Origin of the sequence: Thioclava arctica, from assembly GCF_040892615.1 — a bacterium.
GTDB lineage: Bacteria > Pseudomonadota > Alphaproteobacteria > Rhodobacterales > Rhodobacteraceae > Thioclava > Thioclava arctica.
Window position 1 is genome coordinate 121,990 of sequence record NZ_JBFRYC010000009.1, and the last position, 18,348, is coordinate 140,337.

General features: G+C 61.2%; 18 protein-coding genes. 7 read left to right on the top strand and 11 right to left on the bottom strand.

Annotated elements, in window-relative coordinates:
* On the bottom strand, positions 1–756 hold the full coding sequence (locus AB4874_RS14525) for an SDR family NAD(P)-dependent oxidoreductase (RefSeq protein WP_368392521.1): 756 nt from the start codon (positions 754–756) through the stop codon (positions 1–3).
* A gap of 103 nt (positions 757–859) precedes the next feature.
* Here AB4874_RS14525 and AB4874_RS14530 point away from each other — a divergent pair, with 103 nt between their 5' ends.
* Entirely contained in the window at positions 860–1,162 is a 303-nt protein-coding gene (locus tag AB4874_RS14530; RefSeq protein ID WP_368392522.1) for a YciI family protein, read from the top strand.
* A gap of 71 nt (positions 1,163–1,233) precedes the next feature.
* Here AB4874_RS14530 and groL read toward each other — a convergent pair whose 3' ends face one another.
* Complete coding sequence (gene groL, locus AB4874_RS14535) at positions 1,234–2,880, bottom strand: chaperonin GroEL (RefSeq protein WP_295533824.1); 1,647 nt, start codon at positions 2,878–2,880, stop codon at positions 1,234–1,236.
* 63 nt (positions 2,881–2,943) lie between these two features.
* Positions 2,944–3,231, bottom strand: coding sequence for a co-chaperone GroES (locus AB4874_RS14540; protein WP_295533822.1), 288 nt, complete (start codon positions 3,229–3,231; stop codon positions 2,944–2,946).
* Between the two features lie 185 nt (positions 3,232–3,416).
* On the opposite strand from AB4874_RS14540, the gene AB4874_RS14545 reads away from it, so the two are divergent.
* The 5 genes from AB4874_RS14545 to AB4874_RS14565 all read left to right on the top strand — a co-directional run bounded on the left by AB4874_RS14545 (position 3,417) and on the right by AB4874_RS14565 (position 8,995).
* A complete protein-coding gene (locus tag AB4874_RS14545; RefSeq protein WP_368392523.1) occupies positions 3,417–4,424 on the top strand; it encodes a TraB/GumN family protein in 1,008 nt (335 codons plus the stop codon).
* A gap of 87 nt (positions 4,425–4,511) precedes the next feature.
* Positions 4,512–5,432: a manganese-dependent inorganic pyrophosphatase gene (locus tag AB4874_RS14550; RefSeq protein ID WP_368392524.1), complete on the top strand. Its 921-nt coding sequence runs from the start codon at positions 4,512–4,514 to the stop codon at positions 5,430–5,432.
* A gap of 539 nt (positions 5,433–5,971) precedes the next feature.
* On the top strand, positions 5,972–7,114 hold the full coding sequence (locus AB4874_RS14555; RefSeq protein ID WP_295533816.1) for a Ppx/GppA phosphatase family protein: 1,143 nt from the start codon (positions 5,972–5,974) through the stop codon (positions 7,112–7,114).
* Complete coding sequence (locus AB4874_RS14560) at positions 7,114–7,881, top strand: RlmE family RNA methyltransferase (RefSeq protein ID WP_368392525.1); 768 nt, start codon at positions 7,114–7,116, stop codon at positions 7,879–7,881. The genes AB4874_RS14555 and AB4874_RS14560 overlap by 1 nt, the downstream gene beginning before the upstream one ends.
* Positions 7,882–8,026: 145 nt before the next feature.
* On the top strand, positions 8,027–8,995 hold the full coding sequence (locus tag AB4874_RS14565; protein WP_295533812.1) for a GAF domain-containing protein: 969 nt from the start codon (positions 8,027–8,029) through the stop codon (positions 8,993–8,995).
* Positions 8,996–9,028: 33 nt separating this feature from the next.
* Here the strand turns inward: AB4874_RS14565 and tyrS are convergent, their stop codons facing one another.
* The gene (gene tyrS, locus AB4874_RS14570) at positions 9,029–10,276 is read right to left on the bottom strand and encodes a tyrosine--tRNA ligase (RefSeq protein ID WP_368392526.1); all 1,248 of its coding nucleotides are present in this window, start codon (positions 10,274–10,276) and stop codon (positions 9,029–9,031) included.
* A 59-nt stretch (positions 10,277–10,335) separates the two neighbouring features.
* Here tyrS and AB4874_RS14575 point away from each other — a divergent pair, with 59 nt between their 5' ends.
* Entirely contained in the window at positions 10,336–11,445 is a 1,110-nt protein-coding gene (locus AB4874_RS14575) for an anhydro-N-acetylmuramic acid kinase (RefSeq protein WP_368392527.1), read from the top strand.
* Between the two features lie 79 nt (positions 11,446–11,524).
* Here AB4874_RS14575 and AB4874_RS14580 read toward each other — a convergent pair whose 3' ends face one another.
* The 7 genes from AB4874_RS14580 to AB4874_RS14610 all read right to left on the bottom strand — a co-directional run bounded on the left by AB4874_RS14580 (position 11,525) and on the right by AB4874_RS14610 (position 18,223).
* Positions 11,525–12,205, bottom strand: a complete 681-nt coding sequence (locus AB4874_RS14580) for a haloacid dehalogenase type II (protein WP_368392528.1) — start codon at positions 12,203–12,205, stop codon at positions 11,525–11,527.
* A gap of 107 nt (positions 12,206–12,312) precedes the next feature.
* A complete protein-coding gene (eno, locus tag AB4874_RS14585) occupies positions 12,313–13,587 on the bottom strand; it encodes a phosphopyruvate hydratase (RefSeq protein ID WP_368392529.1) in 1,275 nt (424 codons plus the stop codon).
* A gap of 93 nt (positions 13,588–13,680) precedes the next feature.
* Positions 13,681–14,559, bottom strand: coding sequence for a DMT family transporter (locus AB4874_RS14590; protein WP_368392530.1), 879 nt, complete (start codon positions 14,557–14,559; stop codon positions 13,681–13,683).
* Between the two features lie 65 nt (positions 14,560–14,624).
* Positions 14,625–15,341, bottom strand: coding sequence for an endonuclease/exonuclease/phosphatase family protein (locus AB4874_RS14595; RefSeq protein ID WP_295533801.1), 717 nt, complete (start codon positions 15,339–15,341; stop codon positions 14,625–14,627).
* A gap of 26 nt (positions 15,342–15,367) precedes the next feature.
* A complete protein-coding gene (locus tag AB4874_RS14600) occupies positions 15,368–16,798 on the bottom strand; it encodes a protein adenylyltransferase SelO (RefSeq protein ID WP_368392531.1) in 1,431 nt (476 codons plus the stop codon).
* 216 nt (positions 16,799–17,014) lie between these two features.
* Complete coding sequence (locus AB4874_RS14605) at positions 17,015–17,599, bottom strand: recombinase zinc ribbon domain-containing protein (protein WP_368392532.1); 585 nt, start codon at positions 17,597–17,599, stop codon at positions 17,015–17,017.
* A gap of 75 nt (positions 17,600–17,674) precedes the next feature.
* The gene (locus AB4874_RS14610) at positions 17,675–18,223 is read right to left on the bottom strand and encodes a recombinase family protein (RefSeq protein ID WP_368392533.1); all 549 of its coding nucleotides are present in this window, start codon (positions 18,221–18,223) and stop codon (positions 17,675–17,677) included.
* Between the last annotated feature and the right edge of the window lie 125 nt (positions 18,224–18,348).

The following is an 18,348-nucleotide window of genomic DNA, read 5'->3' on the forward strand; positions in this document are numbered from 1 at the left end:
TTAGTGCTTTCTCAACGCAGGCAGGCCGATGCCAGTTGCCCCAAATCCACCATCTGCGGCCAAAAGCTGCCCGGTCACAAAGCTGGCCTTGTCCGAGGCGAGAAAGGCGATGGCCTCGGCGATTTCGCGTTCCGATCCGTAGCGATTGAGCGGGATCGCATCGTGATAGGCGTCGATGATCTCTTGGGAATGCACCGCCATCGCAAGTTTGGTGCGCACCGGCCCCGGCGCGACTGCATTGGCGCGAATGCCCAACTCGCCCAGCTCCACTGCCTGCTGCTCGGTTAGCGCAATCACCGCCGCTTTGGAGGTGCCATAGGCCACCCGCAGCGTCGAGGCGCGCAGCCCCGAGATCGAGGCGATATTCACAATCGCACCCTTCGCCTTGGCCAAAAGCGGCGTCAGCGCTTGGCTGACCAGAAACATGCCGTCGAGATTGGTGGCCATCACGCGGCGCCACATCGCGAAATCGGTCTCGCCGATCGGGCCGAATTCGGCCACGCCCGCGTTGTTGACCACCGCTTTGAGGCCATATTGCGCGATCCGCCCGACTTCCTCGGCCATGACGGCGACCTGCTCGGGATCGGAAATGTCGCACAGGATCGGATGGGTGCCGTTAAGCGCGCTGCTCGCCGCCTCAAGCGCCTCGACGTCGCGATCCAGCATCACAACCTGCCAGCCCATTTCCAGAAACAGTTTTGTCGTCGCAAGGCCAATGCCGCGCGCCGCCCCCGTTACCAATGCTACGTCGATCATCTGTTCCTCCTCGTTTCGCGCGACGCTATCGCGTGGCGCAAGCGCTGTCGACAGGGCAGGGCGGCGAACTATCTTTTGCGGACGCAACTGAATGGACAAGACAATGACGATACTTTGCGAAGGACAGCATCTTTTCGTGGCCGAACTCAGCTATCTTGCGCCGATGGCAGAGGTTGACGCGCTTTTGGAGCCGCACCGGGCGTTTCTCAGAGAGCAATACGCGGCGGGTCGCTTTCTGGCCTCGGGGGCGAAGGTGCCGCGCGATGGTGGGGTGATCATCGCGATTGGCACCGAGCGGGCCGAGATCGAGGCGTTGTTCCGACTTGATCCCTTTCAGATTGCGGGCGTTGCGCAATATCGGGTGATCGAGTTCAACCCGACGATGGTTGCGCAAGGGTTACGCTAAGCCACGGGCAGTCATGAAAAAGGGCGCCCCGCAAGGCGCCCTTTCCCAAAGTTCCAAGCGGGAACGGCTGATTACATCATGCCGCCCATGCCGCCCATGCCACCCATGTCGGGTGCGCCGCCGCCAGCGCCTTTAGGCTCGGGCTTTTCGGCGATCATGGCTTCGGTGGTGATCAGCAGACCTGCGATCGAGGACGCATCCTCAAGAGCGGTGCGCGTCACTTTGGCCGGATCGATCACGCCGAACTTGAACATGTCGCCATATTCTTCGGTCTGCGCGTTGAAGCCAAAGTTCAGATCGTCGCTTTCGCGGACCTTACCGGCCACGACAGCGCCGTCGACGCCTGCGTTGTCAGCGATCTGACGCAGCGGAGCCTCAAGAGCGCGGCGCACGATGGCGATACCCGCTTCTTGGTCGCTGTTTGCTGCGGTCATGCCGTGCAGAACCTTAGCGGCCTGAACCAGCGACACGCCACCGCCAACAACGATACCTTCTTGAACGGCAGCGCGGGTTGCGTTGAGCGCGTCATCGACGCGATCCTTGCGCTCTTTCACTTCGGTTTCGGTCATGCCGCCAACGCGGATGACAGCCACACCACCGGCGAGTTTGGCCACACGCTCTTGCAGCTTCTCACGGTCGTAATCCGAGGTGGTTTCCTCGATCTGGGTGCGGATCTGAGCGACGCGAGCTTCGATCTCGGCCTTGTCACCAGCGCCGTCCACGATGGTCGTGGTCTCTTTGGTGATCGAGACTTTTTTCGCGGTGCCCAGCATGTCCATGCCGACATTTTCCAGCTTCATGCCAAGATCTTCCGAGATCACCTGGCCACCGGTCAGGATCGCGATGTCCTGCAGCATGGATTTGCGACGATCGCCAAAGCCCGGAGCCTTGACGGCTGCGATTTTCAGACCGCCACGCAGCTTGTTCACGACGAGGGTCGCAAGGGCTTCGCCTTCGACGTCTTCGGCAATGATCAAGAGCGGTTTGTTGGACTGGATCACCTGCTCGAGCAGCGGCACCATCGGCTGGAGCGAGCTGAGTTTTTTCTCGTGCAGCAAGATCAGGCAGTCTTCCAGATCCGCAACCATTTTGTCGGGATTGGTGACGAAGTAGGGCGACAGGTAGCCACGGTCGAACTGCATACCTTCGACGACTTCAACCTCGGTTTCCATGCCTTTGTTTTCTTCGACGGTGATCACACCCTCGTTGCCAACTTTTTGCATAGCGTCCGCGATGAAGCGACCGATGGTCTCTTCGCCATTGGCCGAGATCGTGCCGACCTGAGCCACTTCGTCCTGGTCTTTGACCGGGCGCGACGCGGCTTTGATCGCTGCAACCACTTTCGAGGTCGCCAGATCAATCCCGCGCTTGAGGTCCATCGGGTTCATGCCCGCGGCCACGGCCTTGAGGCCTTCTTTGATGATGGCTTGTGCCAGCACGGTCGCGGTGGTGGTGCCGTCGCCGGCCTCATCATTGGTGCGCGAGGCCACTTCTTTGACCATCTGCGCGCCCATGTTTTCGAACTTGTCGCTCAGTTCGATTTCACGTGCAACCGACACACCGTCTTTGGTGATGCGCGGCGAGCCGAAGCTTTTTTCGATGACCACGTTGCGGCCTTTCGGGCCCAGCGTAACTTTCACCGCATCAGCGAGTACGTTGACGCCCTTGAGCATCCGGTCGCGTGCGTCGGTGGAGAATTTGACGTCCTTGGCTGCCATGTCTTTTGGCTCCTTGACTGAAAATTTCGTTGGAAATCAGGGTATCTGCGAAAGGCTAAGGCCTTACGAGATGATGCCCATGATGTCGCTTTCTTTCATGATAAGCAGTTCTTGCCCATCAAGCGTGACCTCGGTGCCCGACCATTTGCCGAACAAGATACGGTCGCCAGCTTTCACGCTCGGTGCGATCAGCTCGCCCGAATCCTTGCGTGCGCCTTCGCCAACCGAGATGATTTCACCCTCAGCCGGTTTTTCTTTGGCGCTGTCGGGGATGATCAAACCACCCTTGGTTTTCTCTTCGCCTTCGACGCGTTTGACCAGCACACGGTCATGCAGCGGTTTAAATGCCATCTGGCTTACTCCCTAAGGTTCCAGGTTCAAAGCTTTTAGCACTCATCTAACACGAGTGCTAACGATGGCGGAGTTAGTCACTGCACCCCCATTCTGTCAACACCCGATTGGCGAAAAATGCCCGCGCTTGGTGAACACGTTTGTCACTTTGCGCGCGCCGCGCTGCGTGGCACTGTGCGCCCATGATGACCCTTCGCCCCCTGCGCCAGTTGCTGGCTCCCGTCTTGATGCCCGTGCTTTGGGTTGCGCTTGCCTTGCCGGTCGGCGCGCAATGCTCTGGCAGCGATCTTTTTGACGCTTTGCCCAAGGCCGAACAGGCCCGCCTTGAGGCCGCCGCCCATGCCGTGCCCTTCGCGCAGGGGCTCGTATTTTCTGCCACCAAGGGGGATCAGACCATCACGCTGGCGGGCACCTATCATCTGCCTGATCCGCGCCACGATGCGCTGGTCGCACAGGTGCAAGAGGCGCTTAAACACGCCAGCGCACTGCTGGTCGAGGCCGGACCCGATGAGGAGGCACGGCTGCAAAAGGCGATGATGGCCGATCCGACGCTAATGTTTTCCAAGGGCAAGACGCTGCCCGAGCTGCTGTCCCCCGCCGAATGGGAACTGACCAAGACGGCACTGGCGGCCCATGGCATGCCCGCCTTTCTGGCTGCCAAAATGCGCCCGGCGTTTGTTGCGATGACGCTGTCGCTGCCGCCCTGCGCGGTCAAGGATATGGGGGCCGGGGGCAAGGGGCTTGATAAGGTGCTGATGCAGGCCGCCCAGACCGACAAGGTCGCGATTCGCGCGTTGGAACCTTGGGATACCGTTTTCACGCTATTCAACTCGATCAGCGAGGCGGATTCGCTGGAGATGCTGCGCGCGGCTGTGGTGGGCGCGCCTTTGGCCGATGATATGGGCGTCACGATGGCGGACCTGTATTTCCGGGGCGAGCCGCGCATCATCTGGGAGCTGGCGCGTGAACAGGCGATTGCCGGGGGGATGGCACCGGTTGAGGTCGAGCGGCAAATGAAGCTGTCCGAAGACCTCTTGATGGTGGCGCGCAACCACAATTGGCTGCCCGGGATCGAGGCCGCCGCCACCAATGGCCCGGTCGTGGTTGCGGTCGGCGCGCTGCATCTGTCCGGCGATCAGGGCTTGCTCTATTTGCTGCAACAAGACGGCTATACGATCACACGCCTTGATTGAGCGACACGGCCGCGCAGGGCAGGTGACAAAGCAGCGATGCGGCCCTATAAAGCGCGCAAAATCACGCCCAATCCCAAGGATTCCTTCATGAGCACCAAAGTTTTCGGCCACAAAGCCCCCGATACTGACTCCACCGGCTCGCCCATCGCTTGGGCGTGGTATCTCTCTGAAGTCAAAGGCATCCCCGCGACGCCCTGCCTGCTGGGCGAACCCAATACCGAGGCCGCTTTCGTGATCCAGCATTGGGGTCTGGACAAGCCCGAGATCATCTCGGACGTGGCTGAGGGCGACAAGGTGGTGATTGTGGACACCAACAACCCCGCCGAGCTGCCCGCTGGCATCAATAGCGCGGATATTGTGCAGATCATCGACCACCACAAGCTGGCCGGTGGGCTGGAAACCAAAGGCCCGATCGACATCACGATGCGCCCGCTCGCCTGCACCGCTACCATCATGTATGACCTGATGGGTGACGATATTGCCAAGGCCCCCAAGGGCATCAAAGGCGCGATGCTGAGCTGCATCATCTCGGACACGCTGGAATTCCGCTCGCCCACGACGACCGATCACGACCGCGCGGTCTGCGAGGCGCTGGCGAAGGAGCTGGGCGTCGATATCGGCGATCTGGCAGCCAAGATGTTTGAAGCGAAATCGGATGTGTCGGAATTCTCCGATGCCGAGCTACTGCGCATGGATTCCAAGGAATATGCCGTCGAGGGCACCAAGTTCCGCGTCTCGGTGCTGGAAACCACCGCGCCGAAAATGGTGCTGGATCGCAAGGCCAGCTTGATGGCGTCGATGACCGATGTGGCGCGCGAAGATGGCGTCGATCAGGTGCTGCTGTTCGTGGTCGACATCCTCAACGAAGAGGCGACCTTCCTGATCCCGAACGATCTGGTGAAAACTTTGGCCGAGAAAAGCTTTGGCGCCACCGTCTCGGGCGACACGGTCGTGCTGCCCGGCGTGATGAGCCGCAAAAAGCAGATCATCCCGTCGCTCAAGCTGTAATCAAGGATTGGGGGAGGGCGTGGCTCTCCCCCTTCGCATTTCTTGAATTTCCCGAGGGGGCTGAAAAGCCTCGGCTTTATCCGTAACGGATTGTCGTTTGATAAGATGATCTGCCCGAAACGCTATTTTTAAACCTACCAAGGTGGCGCGGTTTCAAATCTCTGAAAGCTGATAAGGGCATCACCCGTTTGCGCGGCTTGGTGTGATCGGTGACATTGATCAGTCGCGGATCTGTCGGGCCTCGCGCCCACGATTGTCGGTGCTGCGTTCGATAGGATTGTTCAGATTGAAGGCCTCCGGCCAATCCGCATCAGGTCAGTCGCAGATCTTTGACAACGCAGTCCTCGCAGCCTGAATGCGCACCAAAAGGTGCGAAAGCACTGGCATAGGCGCTGAGCAAACGCCCGTAAAACCGCCGCGCAGGCACGCATTCCGCCACGTCTCGCGCCCCAATACCTATCACTTCCACGCAACGCTCCCTTGAACCGCACAGGGCAACACTGTAGCGTCAAGGTAACTTGAAATCGGAGGGCGTGATTATGGCGCCCAGGCGTCCCCGGTCGGCGGGCGCGCTCCCGAAAACGGCACGATCCGGGTCTCCCGGAAAGCCGCCATTGGTCGAGCAGTCCGCGACCCAGACCGCTGAGGCGGGGGAGCTTTACGCTGCCCTAGATCTTGGCACCAACAGTTGCCGGATGCTGATCGCCCGACCCATGGGCGCGCAGTTTCAGGTCGTGGACAGCTTTTCCAAGGCGGTCCAGCTTGGCCAAGGTCTTGAAACCTATGGCCGATTGTCGCGCAACTCGATGGCGCGCACGGTGCAGGCCTTGCAAATTTGTCGCCGCAAAATTGATACGCATGGCGTCAAACGGATGCGTCTTGTTGCGACCGAGGCGTGTCGGCGCGCCAAGAATGCGCGCGATTTCATGCGCTATGTCCGCCGCGAAACTGGTTTGCCGCTGGAAATCATCGCCGCCGAGGAAGAGGCCCAACTGGCAGTGATTTCCTGCGCCTCGCTGGTCAGTCCGAAATCTGAACAGGTGCTGGTGGTCGATATCGGGGGCGGCTCGACCGAGCTGGTCTGGATCGACCTCGAAGACGTGCCGCCGGGCGACCGGGCGCGCGCGATCATGCGGTTGGGGCAGGGGTTTAACCAGCCCGACGGGCCAATTCCGGCGGCGCGCGTGGTCGATTGGATTTCGGTGCCGTTGGGTGTGGCGACGCTGAAAGACCAATTCGCCGATGTCGAAGATGACGCTGCGCGCTTTGCCTTGATGAGCTGGTTCTTTGAGGAAAAGCTGGCCGATTTCACCCCTTATGCCTCGGGCAGCCCGCAAGAGGGGTTCCAGATCATCGGCACAAGCGGCACGGTCACCACAGTTGCGGCCTGTCACCTTGGGCTCAAGCGCTATGATCGCAATCGGGTGGACGGGCTGATGATGAACTCGGCGCAGATTGATGCGGTGATCCGCTCGTTCCTGACGCTGGGGCCGGCGGGGCGGCGCGCGGATCCGCGCATTGGGCGCGACCGTCACACGCTGATCATGTCGGGGGCGGCGATCTTGCAAGCCTTGATGCGGGTTTGGCCCACCGATCAGTTGAGCGTTGCGGATCGCGGTCTGCGCGAAGGTCTGCTATACGCGCAGATGGCCGGGGACGGCGTGTTGGAAGAGATGGAATAATGGCAAAGACACCGAGTGGCAAAAACACCTCCGGGCGCGGCGAGCGCGATCTGCGCGTGCGCGTCAAGACCGCCAAGGGACGCAAGCTGTCCTCGACGCTTTGGCTCGAACGCCAGCTCAATGACCCTTATGTCGTGCGCGCCAAGAAAGAGGGCTATCGCGGTCGCGCGGCCTATAAGATTTTGGAGCTGGACGAGAAATATCGCTTTCTCGTGCCCGGTGCGCGGGTTGTCGACCTGGGCTGTGCGCCCGGGGGCTGGCTGCAAGTCGCGGTCAAGCGGGTCAATGCGTTGGGCGAGAAATCGGGCAAGCGCGTGGGCACCGTTCTGGGGATCGATCTGCAAGAGGTCGATCATGTGCCGGGCGCCGAGATTCATCAGCTCGATTTCCTCGAAGAGGGGGCGGATGATAAGGTCAAGGAATGGCTCGGAGGCAAGGCCGATGTGGTGATGTCGGATATGGCGGCCTCCAGTTCGGGCCATCAAAATACCGACCATTTGCGCATCATCATCTTGTGCGAAGCCGCTGCGGAGTTCGCCTTTGACGTTTTGGAAGAGGGCGGCACTTTTGTTGCAAAAGTGCTAGCGGGGGGCACTGAGCAGGTTCTTCTGACCACGTTAAAGAAGAATTTTGACAAGGTTGCGAATGTAAAGCCGCCAGCTTCGCGCGCGAATAGTTCTGAAAAATTTGTTGTGGCACAGGGCTTTCGCGGTCGCCGCCATCTTGGTCGATCCGCGGATGACGCCGAGGATCAGAGCGAAGCATAAGCCTCACGAGCGGTTTGGGCGCCTGTCCACACTGTCTCGTTTCTGAGACAGTCTCACGCCCGGATCGCGGCGAATTTTGATTGCGCCAGCCCCGAATCGGACTACCCTCTCGCTAGAGAATTTGCGCAAGAGGGGAGGCTTTCGCATGTCGCTGCATCGCTCATCGCAACGTCACCACGCCGATATCGTGCGTGAGGTGGTCTCTTCGCCCAAGGCGGCGGGGCGGGCGGGCTTTGCGGCCAGCTGGCGCCGCTCGATGATCCATCACAAAATCGACCCGGCCGATATGCCGCTGGATGCGCGCCTGAGTGAGGCCGAGATTCGGGCCCGGCGCGAGGCTTCTGGGTTGTTGCTGCAAATCGCGGCCCCCGTGCTGGATCGGCTGGCGCGCGCGGCCTGCGATGCGGGCTGCACGGTGTTGCTGTCGGATGCGGGCGGGTTGATTCTGGATGAACGTGTGCGCGCAGGCGATGCGGGGGATTTTCACGCCTCGAACCTTGCGCCCGGGTCGGATTGGTCCGAGGGCGCGCAGGGCACCAATGGCATTGGCACTTGTCTGGCCGAGGGGCGCGCGGTGACCGTGTGGCGCGATCAGCATTTTCGCGCGGGCAATACCGGGCTGACCTGCATAGGCGCGCCGGTCTTTGGCGCGCAGGGCGATCTGGCGGGCGTGATCGATGTCAGTTCCGCGCGTGAGGATATGACCGAAGGCTATGCCAGCCTTGTCGCGCTGACTGCGCAAGACGCCGCGCTACGTATCGAGGGCGATCTGTTTCGCGCCGCCTTTCAGGGCGCACGCATCCTGTCGGCGGGGCCGGGTGAGAACGCGCCGCAAGGGGTGATGTTGTTGGCGCTCAACCGTGACGATCTGGTGGTCGGCGCGACGCGGGCCGCGCGGAAATATCTGGGGATCAACACCGAGCAGATCGGCCAATTGCCCGCCAATGACCTGATCGGGCAGGGGGTGCGCGGCGGTCTGCAAGAGGCCCAACGTGCTGCGATGGCGCGGGCCTTGGCGCGCAATGGCGGAAATGTCTCGGCAGCGGCGCGCGATCTGGGGATCGGGCGGGCGACCTTCTATCGCAAGGCCAAGAAGCTGCAACTGGACGTGTAGCGCCGCCCGGATTTTCCCGGACGGCGTTCTGGCTTAGCCCAGTTCGACCAGCGCGTGGCGCTTTTTGCCCGCTGACAGCTTCACCGGCTGGGCCAGATCGGCGACGGTGAACATCCGGCCCGCATCGGTGCAGCCCTCGTCATTCACCTTCAGCGCGCCCTCAGAGATCAATCGCTTGCCGTCCTTACCCGTTTTCGCAAGACCCGAGCGCACGACGAGTTGCGCAAGGCTGATGCCCTCACCCAGATCATCCGCACTCAGCGTCAAGGTCGGTAGGTCATCGCCAACGCCGCCCTTTTCGAACACTTCGCGCGCGGTGGCCTCGGCAGTGCGTGCGGCGTCCCAGCCGTGGCAAAGCGCCGTGACCTCATTGGCAAGGCGCACCTTGGCTTCGTTGATCTCAGACCCTTCCAACGCGCCGAGGCGGTCGCATTCTGTCACCGGCAATTCGGTATAGAGCTTGAGGAACCGGCCCACATCGGCATCGGTCGTGTTGCGCCAGAATTGCCAGAACTCGTAAGGGCTTAGCATATCCGCATTCAGCCAGATCGCGCCCGACTGGCTTTTGCCCATTTTCTTGCCATCCGACGTGGTCAGTAGCGGCGAGGTCAGCCCGTAAATCTCATGGTCCAGCACCCGGCGCGTCAGGTCGATCCCGTTGACGATATTGCCCCATTGATCCGACCCGCCCATTTGCACCAGACAGCCATAGCGGCGGTTGAGTTCAAGGAAGTCATAGGCTTGCAGGATCATGTAGTTGAATTCAAGGAAGCTGAGCGATTGCTCGCGATCCAGCCGCGACTTGACGGATTCAAAAGACAGCATCCGGTTGACCGAGAAATGACGCCCGATATCGCGCAGGAAATCGAGGTAGTTCAGCCCGTCGAGCCATTCTGCATTGTTCAGCATCAGCGCGGGGGTCTCGCCGTCGTAGGCGATATATTTCGCGAACACCTTCTTGATGCCCGCGATGTTATCGTCGATCTGGGCTGGCGTCAGCAGTGGGCGCTCATCGGCGCGGAAAGACGGGTCGCCCACTTTGGTCGTGCCCCCGCCCATCAGCGTGATCGGCTGATGCCCGGTCTTTTGCAGCCAGCGCAGCATCATGATTTGGATCAGCGAGCCGACATGCAGCGAACTCGCCGTCGCATCAAAGCCGATATAACCCGGCACGACACCCTTGACCAAAGCCTCGTCTAGCCCCTGATAATCGGTGCAATCGGCCAGAAAGCCTCGCTCCATCATCACGCGCATGAAGTCTGATTTGGGATGGTAGGTCATCGTGCTTGTTCCTTTCCTAACAGCGTGCGTATATCGGGCAGGGCGGTGAGAGGGAAGCCATGTTGAAACCGGGGCCGGTCTGGGCGGCAGGCACGATGTCGGGAACGTCACTGGATGGGGTCGATGCGGCCCTTGTGCTGAGTGATGGCGAGCGGATCCTGGACTTTGGCCGCTCTGACTATCGCCCTTATGCGCCCGCTGAACGCGACATATTGCATGCCGCTTTGGGCCGTTGGCCCGGAGAGGATGGTGTCGAGGCCGCCGCCGAGGTTGTCGAAACCGCGCATGCCGAAATCCTGTCAGGGCTGAGCGAAGCCAGTATCATCGGCTTTCACGGCCAGACCTTGGCGCATGATCCCGATGGTCGCCAAGGCCCTCGGCGCACCCATCAGGCGGGCGATGGCGCGGTACTGGCCGAGGTGCTGGGGCGTCCGGTGGTGTGGGATTTCCGATCAAGCGATGTCGAGATGGGCGGGCAGGGGGCGCCGCTGGCCCCGTTTTTCCACTTTGCTTGCGCGAAATATGCCGGGCTGGATGCGCCTGCGGTGTTTCTCAATCTCGGCGGGGTGGGCAATGTCACCTGGGTCGATCCGCGCCAAGCCGCGCCCGAAATGCCCGGTGCCGTGTTGGCCTTTGACACTGGTCCCGCCAATGCGCCGATCAACGATTTGATGCGAATTCGGCGCAAGCTGGATCAGGATGAGGGCGGCGCGCTGGCACTGGAAGGGCGCGTCGATGAGGCCGCGCTGCAAGGCTTTCTGGAGCATCGCTATTTCCTGCGTATGCCGCCCAAGTCGCTGGATCGCAACGATTTTCACGATATGCTTGCGCGGGTTTCTGATCTGAGTGATGCCGATGCCGCCGCCACCCTGACCGCTTGCGCCGCCGCTGCCGTAGCGCGCGGGGGTGAGCATTACCCGATCCCGCCAAGCGCGATTTACGTCACTGGCGGCGGGCGGTTGAATGCAGCCCTGATGGTGGCGCTGCAAACCCGCATGAACTGTCCGGTGCAGCCGATCGAGGATATCGGGCTGGACGGCGATATGCTTGAGGCGCAGGCATTCGCCTATCTGGCCGTGCGCGTGGCGCGCGGATTGCCGACCTCGGGGCCTTCGACGACCGGGGTGGGTGCGCTGATCGGGGGCGGCAAGATTTCTCAGCCCGGCTGAGGCATTCGGTGCCAATCAGATCTGGCGGGACTGCCCGCCCTCGGGATGGGGCCGCAAGCCAAGGGCTGCGATGATCTGATCAGCGCGCATCGACCAGCCTGTCTGCCAATACCAAGAAATCGGGCGCGATGATGTCCCAATCAGCTTCGGCAACAAGATCGGCGGTTTGGTTGGGGCCGTATTCCGTGGGGCGCGCGACAAAGGCGGTTTTCAGACCAAGCGCGCGCGCGGCGGCTAGATCGTTATTATGTGCCGCGACCATCATCACTGCCTCGGGCGGCAGGCGCAGGGCATCGCACGCGGCGAGATAAACTGCAGGCTTGGGTTTGTAATCGCGCGCAATATCGGCCCCCAAGATACAGTGCCAAGGCAGAAGCGCGTGTTTGGCCAACCGCGCCATCAAGGCGATAGACCCGTTGGAACAGGGCGCGATCAGCGCGTGCGTCGCAATCGCGTGCAAGCCCGCGACCGTGTCGGGCCACGGATCAAGCCGCTCCCAAGCCTGCGCAAGGGCGTCAGGGGCACGCACGCCAAAGCGCTCGGCCACCCGGTGCAGGTTTTCGCGGTGCAGATCGTCCAGCGCGACATAGCCGCGATCGCCCGCCCGGATGCGCGCCATCGCAGGGTCATATTCGCCGCGCCACGCATCTGCAAAAACCAGCGCATCGACGCCGGGCAGAGCCTTTGTCACGGCACGCGCGATGGCGCTGCGCCAATCAACGCAGGTGCCAAAAACATCAAACAGGAGGGCTTGGGTCATACCCTCAGTTTGCGCGCATTGGCAGGGGCAGGCAAGCTTATTGCGGGCATGAAAAACCCGCCGGAGGCGGGTGCCTCCGGCGGGAGTATTTTGGGCTAGATGAAACCTTATTTCAGGATCGAGCGGCCAGCGTATTCCGCAGTCTCGCCCAGCATTTCTTCGATGCGGATCAACTGGTTATATTTCGCGAGCCGGTCCGAGCGGGCCAGCGAGCCGGTCTTGATTTGCCCGCAATTGGTGGCCACGGCCAGATCGGCGATGGTGGAGTCTTCGGTCTCGCCCGAGCGGTGGCTCATGACGTTGGTATAGCCCGCGCGATGGGCCATATCGACGGCTTGCAGCGTTTCGGTCAGGGTGCCGATCTGGTTGACCTTGACCAGCATCGAGTTCGCCACGCCCTGCTTGATGCCATCGGCCAGACGCACCGGGTTGGTCACGAACAGATCGTCGCCCACCAGTTGCACCTTGTCGCCCAGACGCTCGGTCAACAGCTTCCAGCCAGCCCAGTCATCTTCGGCCATACCATCTTCGATCGAGATGATCGGATAGGCGCCCAGCAGCTTTTCGAGATAGTCGACGTTTTCTTCCGAGCTCAGGCTCAGGCCCTCGCCGGTCATCTCGTATTTGCCGTTCTTGTAATACTCGGTCGAGGCGCAATCCATCGCGAGATAGATATCTTCGCCCGGTTTATAGCCCGCTTTTTCGATGGATTTCAGGATCAGATCCAACGCCGCCGTGGTCGAGCTGAGTTCCGGCGCGAAACCGCCCTCATCGCCCAAACCGGTGTTTAGGCCCGCCGCCGAGAGTTCCTTTTTCAGTGTGTGGAACACTTCCGAGCCCATGCGCACCGCGTCGCGGATATTGCCCGCGCTGACCGGCATGATCATGAATTCCTGAATGTCGATTGGGTTGTCGGCATGCTCGCCGCCATTGATGATGTTCATCATCGGCACTGGCAGGATGCGCGCCGAGGTGCCGCCGATATAGCGATAAAGCGGCAGCGCCGAGGTGTCGGCGGCGGCCTTGGCAACGGCCAGCGAGACGCCCAAAATAGCGTTTGCACCCAGACGGCCCTTGTTCTCGGTGCCATCGAGTTCAATCATCGCGCGGTCGATTTCGACCTGCTCGGTGGCGTCCTCGCCCACAAGGTTCTCGGCAATCTCACCATTCACGGCCATCACCGCCTCAAGCACGCCTTTGCCGAAATAGCGGTCCTTGTCGCCATCGCGGCGTTCATGCGCCTCATGCGCGCCCGTCGAGGCCCCCGAGGGCACAGCCGCGCGCCCCATCGTGCCGTCTTCGAGGATCACGTCGACCTCGATCGTGGGGTTGCCCCGGCTGTCCAGAATTTCGCGGGCGTGAATGTCGATGATGGTGCTCATGGCGCTCCCCTTATGGGTGAATTTAGTTCGAGAAATCTATAGACCGGTGAGGGGCGCGCGAAAAGAGCGCGCTGCATGAAATTTGCGTGGCCATTATCGGCGGCGCAACCTGGCTTGGCGCCACAGCGTATAAAGCCCCGAACCCACGATCACCGCACCGCCCAGCAAGGTGAAACGATCGGGGGGCTCGGCAAAGACGGCCCAGCCGATGATCACCGCAAAGATCAGCCGCACATAGCGAAAGGGCGTAATCACCGAGACCTCGCCGATCCGCATCGCGAGGATCAGTGCGTAATAGCCCAAAGGCCCGACGATCAGCGCACCTGCGATCATCGCCCATTCCGCAGCACTTGGCATCAGCATCGGTGCGGAGCTGAGCGCTTGAATCACCGCGCCCGCGGGCACCACCACGCCAAACCCGTAGGTTGCAAGCTGCATCGAGGTAATCGCGCGGGGCACTTTGCGCGTGGCCAGATCGCGCGCGGCCAAGCCGACCACCGCGACGACGGGCAAAAGCGACAGCACCGAGAAGCCTTCGGTACCGGGGCGGATCACGATCAGCACGCCAAGAAAGCCGACCCAGATCGCCGACCAACGCCGCCAGCCCACCGCCTCGCCAAAGAACAGCGCCGCGCCCAAGGTGACCGCCAGCGGTGTGGCCTGTAAAATTGCCGAGGCCTGCGCGAGGGGCGTGAAAATCACTGCGGCGACGAAGCAGACGGTGCCAAGGATTTCACCGCCATTGCGCAGCAGGACCGACCCCGCCAGCAGATCGCGCGAGATCAACCGGTCGCGCCGCCACAGCGCGATTGCGCCAAACAGGGTCGCGCCGCCGGTGCCCAGCAGCATCAGCACCTCGCCGACGGGCAGCCGCTCGCCCAATGCCTTGACGAACATGTCCTCCAGCGCAAAGCCCGCCATCGCGGCGACCATCAGCAAACTGCCTTGGAAATTTTCGCGGCTCAGGTCCATGCGGCTCTCGGAGAACGGAGATGTATCGAAGCCTTATCGGGGCAGGCGGCGCGGGGCAAGGGCGGCTAGATCCGCTGCGCGCGCGTCACGATCCCGCCGATATCGGCCCAGATCGGCAAATGATCCGAGGCCACGCGCGCCAGCGGCGTATCAAGCACGCCCGCGCGCACCACCCGCAGCCCCGGCGCGGTCACGATCCGATCCAACCGCCCGAAGGGCGCGCGTGCGGGAAAGCTCGCGCCGGGGGCGTGCACGTGAAACCCCGTCAGCGTCTCAAAACCGCGCTCGTGGCGCCATTCGTTAAAGTCGCCAATCGCAAGCGCCGGATGGGGGCGCGCGTCCCGCATCAGTTGGGCAATCCGCGTCCACTGAGCACGCCGATCCGTGCGCCGTAACCCCAGATGCGCGCCCACCATCGTGAAGGGGCCGCCGTTATCGGGCGCAATGCGCACCGCCAGCGCCCCACGCGGCTCAAGGCCGGGCAGGGTGATCGCCTCGACGCCCAGCACCCGGGTGCCGCGCCGCACCAGCACCACCTGCCCGTGCCAGCCCAAACTGTCCGGGCCAGTGCGCGGCATGTCGTGGCGCTCAAAATCGGTCTCGGCCTCAATCAGCTTTTGGGTCAATGCGGCCGGGCGCGCTCCCATCCGCTTGTCGACCTCTTGCAGTGCAATCACATCCGCTTGCAGCGCATTCATCACCGCGATGATGCGCCCTGGGTCGTGGCGCCCATCCGCGCCCACGCATTTGTGCAAATTGTAAGAGGCGATCCGAAGTGTCATGATTTCAATGTGTTGAGGGGTGAAGTTCAAGTCCCGCAAAAGGTGCGTGAGACGCGTTCATTGGGGCGTGGCGCGGTTTCATATTTCAGGAAACGTGCATCGGGCGCAAACGGGTCCGCTAGGGCAGCGTTCAAGCGGTGAAACGGGGCGTAATCTTGGGCCAATGCCGCCTCGATCATCGCTTCGACCTGATGATTGCGCGCAATGCGCATCGGATTGGCCCGCGCCATCACGGCCTCTGGGTCGGCTTCGCGTTGCAATCGAGCGCGCCAGCCTTCGGCCCATTGATCAAAGGCCATGCTTTCGGTGAACTCGATACGGGCTGCGTCAGGATTGCTCCGCAAGGCACTGAAAACACGTGTGAAGTCGGCCTGCTCGGTGGCCATGCGTTCCAGCAGGGAATGGATCAGCGGCAGATCATCCTCGCCTGCATCCGCCAGCCCGATCTTTGTGCCAAACCGTTTCAGCCAGGCCGCCTGATAGATCGGAATAAAGCTGTCCACCGCTGCGCTGGCGGCCTCGATCGCGGCATCTTTCTCGCCCATCAACGGCAGCAAGCAATTGGCCAGTTGTGCCAGATTCCAGATCGCGATTTGGGCCTGCTGGCCAAAGGCATAGCGCCCGAATTGATCAATCGAGGAAAACACTTTTTGCGGGTGATAGGCATCCAGAAAAGCGCAGGGGCCATAGTCGATCGTCTCGCCCGAAATCGCCATGTTGTCGGTGTTCATCACACCATGCACAAAGCCAAATGACATCCAGCCCGCGATCAACTCGCCCTGCGCCGCAACAACGGCGCGCAACAGTCCCAACGGCCCCTCTGCATCTGGAAAATGACGTGATATCGAATAGTTACACAGCGTTTCTAAAGCGTCAATATCACCGCGCGCCGCGAAATATTGAAAGGTTCCGATGCGGATATGGCTTGCCGCGACGCGTGCAAAGACCGCGCCGGGTCGCCCCCAACCATCGCGCGATACAGATGCGCCCGTTGTGACGGCGGCCAGCGCGCGGGTGGTGGGCAGGCCAAGCGCGGCCATGGCCTCAGACAGCACATATTCGCGCAAGACCGGTCCGATCCATGCCCGCCCATCCGAGCGCCCACGCGAATACGCCGTGCGCCCCGCACCTTTAAGTACTAGATCAAAATGGGCTCCGTCCGGCGCCACAACTTCGCCCAGCAAAACCGCGCGCCCATCCCCCAAGCGCGGCACAAACCCGCCAAATTGATGCCCCGCATAGACCTGCGCGATCGGCTCGGCGCCTGCGGGCATCTGGTTGCCTGCCAGCATTTCCACCCCCTCGGGGCTTTCCAGCCAATCGCAATCCAGCCCCAGGCGCGCAGCAAGATCGCGATTGAGGGCCACCAGCTTTGGTTCTGGCACCGGATCGGGTTGCTGGGGGGTGAAAAAATCGGCTGGCAACCGAGCGTAGCTATTGTCGAAATTGAGGGTCATGCGCGCTCCTTTCGCATAATATAGGCCGCGCTGGCGATGATCCCAATCCCTCTTCCTCTTGATTGAAATATCCCGGGGGTGAATGGCCGAAGGCCAGAGGGGGCAGCGCCCCCAGCTTGACCGCTATTTGCCGATCGTCTCTGAAACGCTCGATCAGAAGCGTTGGCTGCTCTGCGGCACAAAGCAAATTGCCGAGATCAATTTCGATCTCGGCGTTCATGTGCTTTGGGTTTTCTGGATCTGGTGTGAGGGGGGCCTTCGGACTAAATTGGCCAAGTGCTCATTGGCCAGATGCACCCAGTCAGGTTCCTTCAGAAGGGGCAAGATCCGCTCCAAGACATAGCTCAAGGCCGTGCTGGCTTTGCTTGCGGCCGGGGGCGCCGTGGCTGTCTTTGCGATGGCGATGATCTTATTTTTGAGGGCGAGCTTCTGGGACCCCATTTCCTCCATGCGGGGTTTCAGATTGGCATAGGGCGCACCGTTTTCGAGTGAACGCACGAGGTTCTTAATACTCAGCTCGATACCATCCAGCGCCGCCACCAGGGCAGGCAGTTCTTGGTCTGGCGGGTTTTTGCGAAGTTGACCCAGCGCGTCTTGAAGGGCAGTGTCGAAAACCTCGGAGAATGCGTCCAACACGAGTGCTTCCTGTAAAGCCTTGAAGACCCGAGTTTCGATCTCGTCTTGGCGTATATAAACCTTGTTATCGCAGCAGCCTTTGATCCGCTCGGCGCATCCAAAGCTCGTGTCAGAACGCTTTACAAAGCTCTTGCCACAGCATCCGCAGATCAGCAGGCCACTCAAAAGATGCTTCTTGCGGCGTGCGCCCTGCGGATTCGATGCCGCTTTTACATGCTTGCGCAGTTCGGCGATCCGGGTCTAGACCGCGCTCCAGAGATCATCCTCGATAATACGCAATTCCGGGATGATCTTCTCCCTCGCGCGTTCGGGCGTTGGCGTAATCACGCGCGCTTCAGTTTCCGGGTGAATGCGATGGGTCGTGCGGAACAGGCGGACCCGGCCGACATAGATCGGATTGCACAAAATACCCTCCTCGCGGTCCGCCCGACCGCGGATCTTGCGGTTTTCCCAAGTGCCGCCTTTTGGGGCAGGAAGCCCGTCGGCATTTAGGCCCTTCGCAATCTGTCGTGCGGAATGGCCATCCGCAAATTCGCGATAGATGCGGGCGACAATGGGCGCGAGATCGGGATTGATCTCGCGGCTGCATTGGGCCCCTTCGCCAGCTTTTCGATAGCCGTAGGGCATGGCATGGAATGCCCCCCTGTAAAGCGCGTTCTTCATTCCGCGGATCGTGTGGATGCTCACTGCCTTAGAAAATTCCTGCGCGCCGTAAGCTGTCATCATGACACTGAGGAAGTTCTGCTTTCCCTCGCCGAGAGAATATAATTCGATGTTCTGGAACGACATTAGGGACTCTGTTGCACAAATCAGCTGCCGGACATAGTTCCCCTTTCCCCAGACGGATTCACCCCACCTTTTTCGTGACGGGGATGCCAAGGGCGGTGTAGCCATTCAGGATCGCGATACGCACC

Bases quoted from the DNA above. Each gene is read 5' to 3' on its own strand.
- AB4874_RS14525 (WP_368392521.1), bottom strand. From the start codon at position 756: ATGATCGACGTAGCATTGGTAACGGGGGCGGCGCGCGGCATTGGCCTT.
- AB4874_RS14530 (WP_368392522.1), top strand. From the start codon at position 860: ATGACGATACTTTGCGAAGGACAGCATCTTTTCGTGGCCGAACTCAGC.
- groL (WP_295533824.1), bottom strand. From the start codon at position 2,880: ATGGCAGCCAAGGACGTCAAATTCTCCACCGACGCACGCGACCGGATG.
- AB4874_RS14540 (WP_295533822.1), bottom strand. From the start codon at position 3,231: ATGGCATTTAAACCGCTGCATGACCGTGTGCTGGTCAAACGCGTCGAA.
- AB4874_RS14545 (WP_368392523.1), top strand. From the start codon at position 3,417: ATGACCCTTCGCCCCCTGCGCCAGTTGCTGGCTCCCGTCTTGATGCCC.
- AB4874_RS14550 (WP_368392524.1), top strand. From the start codon at position 4,512: ATGAGCACCAAAGTTTTCGGCCACAAAGCCCCCGATACTGACTCCACC.
- AB4874_RS14555 (WP_295533816.1), top strand. From the start codon at position 5,972: ATGGCGCCCAGGCGTCCCCGGTCGGCGGGCGCGCTCCCGAAAACGGCA.
- AB4874_RS14560 (WP_368392525.1), top strand. From the start codon at position 7,114: ATGGCAAAGACACCGAGTGGCAAAAACACCTCCGGGCGCGGCGAGCGC.
- AB4874_RS14565 (WP_295533812.1), top strand. From the start codon at position 8,027: ATGTCGCTGCATCGCTCATCGCAACGTCACCACGCCGATATCGTGCGT.
- tyrS (WP_368392526.1), bottom strand. From the start codon at position 10,276: ATGACCTACCATCCCAAATCAGACTTCATGCGCGTGATGATGGAGCGA.
- AB4874_RS14575 (WP_368392527.1), top strand. From the start codon at position 10,336: ATGTTGAAACCGGGGCCGGTCTGGGCGGCAGGCACGATGTCGGGAACG.
- AB4874_RS14580 (WP_368392528.1), bottom strand. From the start codon at position 12,205: ATGACCCAAGCCCTCCTGTTTGATGTTTTTGGCACCTGCGTTGATTGG.
- eno (WP_368392529.1), bottom strand. From the start codon at position 13,587: ATGAGCACCATCATCGACATTCACGCCCGCGAAATTCTGGACAGCCGG.
- AB4874_RS14590 (WP_368392530.1), bottom strand. From the start codon at position 14,559: ATGGACCTGAGCCGCGAAAATTTCCAAGGCAGTTTGCTGATGGTCGCC.
- AB4874_RS14595 (WP_295533801.1), bottom strand. From the start codon at position 15,341: ATGACACTTCGGATCGCCTCTTACAATTTGCACAAATGCGTGGGCGCG.
- AB4874_RS14600 (WP_368392531.1), bottom strand. From the start codon at position 16,798: ATGACCCTCAATTTCGACAATAGCTACGCTCGGTTGCCAGCCGATTTT.
- AB4874_RS14610 (WP_368392533.1), bottom strand. From the start codon at position 18,223: ATGTCGTTCCAGAACATCGAATTATATTCTCTCGGCGAGGGAAAGCAG.